Origin of the sequence: Acinetobacter harbinensis (genome assembly GCF_000816495.1) — a bacterium.
GTDB classification, from domain to species: domain Bacteria; phylum Pseudomonadota; class Gammaproteobacteria; order Pseudomonadales; family Moraxellaceae; genus Acinetobacter; species Acinetobacter harbinensis.
Map to the genome: position 1 here is coordinate 21,295 of NZ_JXBK01000003.1, position 3,084 is coordinate 24,378.

Annotated in this window: 5 protein-coding genes; 1 reads left to right on the forward strand and 4 read right to left on the reverse strand. The window is 38.2% G+C overall.

The window, feature by feature from the left end; all coding sequences use genetic code 11:
* The first annotated feature begins 213 nt into the window (after window positions 1-213).
* Window positions 214-459 (forward strand): helix-turn-helix domain-containing protein, encoded by a 246-nt coding sequence (locus SE27_RS13035; protein WP_039624306.1) that lies wholly within the window; start codon window positions 214-216, stop codon window positions 457-459.
* Window positions 460-1,294: 835 nt separating this feature from the next.
* Here SE27_RS13035 and SE27_RS13040 read toward each other — a convergent pair.
* The 4 genes from SE27_RS13040 to SE27_RS13055 all read right to left on the reverse strand — a co-directional run bounded on the left by SE27_RS13040 (window position 1,295) and on the right by SE27_RS13055 (window position 2,929).
* Window positions 1,295-1,582, reverse strand: a complete 288-nt coding sequence (locus SE27_RS13040) for a type II toxin-antitoxin system RelE family toxin (RefSeq protein ID WP_039624307.1) — start codon at window positions 1,580-1,582, stop codon at window positions 1,295-1,297.
* Entirely contained in the window at window positions 1,572-1,820 is a 249-nt protein-coding gene (locus tag SE27_RS13045; protein ID WP_039624308.1) for a type II toxin-antitoxin system Phd/YefM family antitoxin, read from the reverse strand. The genes SE27_RS13040 and SE27_RS13045 overlap by 11 nt, the downstream gene beginning before the upstream one ends.
* Window positions 1,821-1,822: 2 nt before the next feature.
* Window positions 1,823-2,245 carry a hypothetical protein gene (locus SE27_RS13050; protein WP_039624341.1) on the reverse strand — a complete coding sequence of 141 codons (423 nt, stop codon included), beginning with the start codon at window positions 2,243-2,245 and terminating at the stop codon, window positions 1,823-1,825.
* A gap of 72 nt (window positions 2,246-2,317) precedes the next feature.
* Window positions 2,318-2,929: a recombinase family protein gene (locus tag SE27_RS13055; protein WP_039624309.1), complete on the reverse strand. Its 612-nt coding sequence runs from the start codon at window positions 2,927-2,929 to the stop codon at window positions 2,318-2,320.
* Window positions 2,930-3,084 lie beyond the last annotated feature (155 nt).

Genomic DNA, 3,084 nt, shown 5'->3' on the forward strand with positions numbered 1-3,084 from the left:
CTAATCCGAGTTTTTTAGCTTGTGCTGAGATAAATAGTTGAGGTTGAGTGAAGTAATTCATAAAAATTCCAATACGACAGCATAGACTTGATATGAATATTTAAACACATAAAAATATGTGCTGTAAACATATTTTTATGTGTTTTTTAAATATTTATGTAAAAAACACCTTATGCTATACTTGTACTTTATCATTTGTTAAATTTGAATCTCATGCCTTACGAAGAATTCCATAGACTTATCGGTAAAGCGGGTCTTTCAATTAAAGAATTTGCTGAATTACTAGGGATGAGACCTAATTCCATTACAAATTATAATAAAGTTGGATTTGTACCCTCTCATTTAGCTGTGATCGTATCGCTCATCTCAACGATGAAGGATGAAGGTTTTGATTTTTATCCGATCTTAAAAAAAGTACAGACATACGAGAAAGAACGTATAGAGAGTCGGTCTAAATAGAAAAGGCTACGTTTAGTGTTATTGGACTATTACATTTCATCAGAGAGTCCTACCATGAAATAGGAACTTTGAATCGCCACTGCTGTCCCACGATTTTTCATAAAAGTAAGCTCAATTGAGCTTACTTTTATTTTATCAGTTCAGAAGAAAGCTTTTAAGGTTTTTCTCTCGAATATGTTCACTTGGATAATTTTGAATAATCGTTGAACTGAGACGTTCAATTAACTTTAATAACTGTCGCTACGAACAATCGGCATCCCAAAAAACGAATAATTTTAATTTTGACTAAAAGATAGTGTTCAAAAATCTGTATCAGCGGATTTAGTGAGTTTTATTTTCAGAAATTCACATGAAACGAAACTTTTTTTCTTCTTTTTTGATATCTTCGCGCTTGCCTGCAGAGAAGTAAGCTTATCTAGTCTACTGAATCAGGTGCTGTTGTGTGGGTGGAAGGAATTAAGCGACGCTAGCGCACCACAGCGATTAAGAGTTGCTACTAGGGTAAATTGACAAAGCAACAACGTGATGAGTAGCTGAATATTTAATTTAAATCGTAAATTGGGGAAACCCTTGCGGAGATAATTGAATTTAGTTGATTTGAGAACGTGTCGATGCGGTGTGTGAATCGTAATCTCAATCTATAAGGGAAAGCACAATTACCCTTTGCGGATACGACCGACGCGTGGCTCCATCAGCCCAGTAGGTTATTCGGAAATACTTTAAGAGCAAGCATTTTTGCAGGCTCTTAGGGTGAGTATTGCCGAAACTCTCTCAACGTTCACCATCAGCCCGAGCAAAGCGAGGGGTGTGGGGTACTTTGAGAGAGTGAAAGCATTTATGAATGGCGAGAATTGGCATCGTCATAGACAGCATTATTTTCACGCCTGCCTACAGCAATCACGATGACAACAATCTCCTCATCAATGACTTCATAAACCAAACGATAACCAATGCTGCGAAGTTTGATCTTGTAGCGGTTAGGATGTCCTGACAGCTTGTTCTTGGGAATGCGAGGATTCTCTAGTACCTTGATCAGTTTCTTCTTCAATGGCTGCTTAATACTTGGATTAAGCTTATTCCATTCTGCTAATGCTTCTTCTAGAAAGTCTAACTTATAGGTCATCAATATTTACTCGAATGCGTTTCTGATTCGCACGAGCATCTGCAATTCTGTTGAGATCTAGATCTTCTAGCTGCTCCATCATAGTTTCATACAGATCAGCCGGAATGCAGTAGAACGCAGGTGTATTACGATTGAGGATCGCCACAGGTTCACCTTTACCTGCCAAAACTGTATCCATCGGACTCTTTTTGAGTTCAGTAATACTTGCGGTCATTCGTGCATGGATTAATTGAGTCATGATTAGGCCTCTATAGAGTTTAGTGTTTGGAGCTTTGGTTGAATCACAACAAGTAGATTGGGGTAAAAAATCTCAGCATACCTATCTAGTGTTCGTCTCAATCGGATGAGTAGTGAAGCATCAGTGACTAAAAGCATCTTTGCAAGATAGCGCATCGCTGAACGAAATGCCTTTAACCACTTACGATGCTGCTCAATACGATCTACAGGTTGCTGCGTCTCTATCTCAGCTAACCCAGGACATATATTAAGGCTTTCAAAGTCACTCCAAGAAAGAATGCTTAAAGCCCTTCCAAGTGTTCCATTTATGTTATGGGTTCCCTCATCAAAAGCTGCACACCGTTCTTTCTCTTCCAATAAAGCAAATAGCTCCCTTAACTCGTGCATACGAGCTTCATCTTCAATACGAGAAAGCTGTGGGTTCATAAGTGCTCCTGTTATGGGATACAACATAGCACACATAAAAGCACCTTTAAAGATGCTTTTATAAACACTTTATTAAATACCTTTCGCTACTCGATAAACGGTCGCTATACCACACTCAACTGCTTTAGCAATTTCACCCTTAGTCATGTTGCCTACAGCTAATAGCTCTTTAATCCTTTTGTGCTTGGCTTCATTTGGAGCCTTACCCGATGGCTTATAGCCTGAACGCTCCAGACCTTGCTTGATGCGCTCAATACGTTTCTCATTATCTAGACGAGCCATCGTCGCTAAGAGATCTATGAGCATATTGTTGATGAGGTCTAGGATTGAGCTAGTAATGCTGTCATTGATTTTAATGAGTTGATGAGTTGTAGGAAGGTCAGCTACTATAAGTCGAAGTCCTTTCTCTTGGATTCTGCGCTTCAGTTCTTGAAAGTCTTGTTGGCTTAGCCGTGACAAACGATCTACGCTTTCAACTAGCAATATATCGCCATGGTTTGTATCTGAAAGTAGTTTGTTCAATTCAGGGCGATCTAGCTTGGTGCCACTATAATTCTCGACGTAGGTGATGGTTTCACCCAACTTAAGTGATTGGTTTAGGTAATTGAGGGGTTGTAGTGCTCTCTGTGCATCTTGGTCTTTGGTTGAGGCTCTGAGGTAGATACGTGTAGTCATTTTTATCATTTATACTTTGCTTATTAAGTACAGTGATAATACTGTCATTTAATTGTAAATAATAGTTTATTGATAGATCTATTTATCATTTAATTTTATTATCTTTTGGGTATAGTGCAATGATAGATAGCTTTTTATTTTTAAAAAGCTAATATTAAGAAGAA

Excerpts from the sequence above, each read along its gene's own strand:
- SE27_RS13035 (WP_039624306.1), top strand. The coding sequence starts at position 214 with ATGCCTTACGAAGAATTCCATAGACTTATCGGTAAAGCGGGTCTTTCA.
- SE27_RS13040 (WP_039624307.1), bottom strand. The coding sequence starts at position 1,582 with ATGACCTATAAGTTAGACTTTCTAGAAGAAGCATTAGCAGAATGGAAT.
- SE27_RS13045 (WP_039624308.1), bottom strand. The coding sequence starts at position 1,820 with ATGACTCAATTAATCCATGCACGAATGACCGCAAGTATTACTGAACTC.
- SE27_RS13050 (WP_039624341.1), bottom strand. The coding sequence starts at position 2,245 with ATGAACCCACAGCTTTCTCGTATTGAAGATGAAGCTCGTATGCACGAG.
- SE27_RS13055 (WP_039624309.1), bottom strand. The coding sequence starts at position 2,929 with ATGATAAAAATGACTACACGTATCTACCTCAGAGCCTCAACCAAAGAC.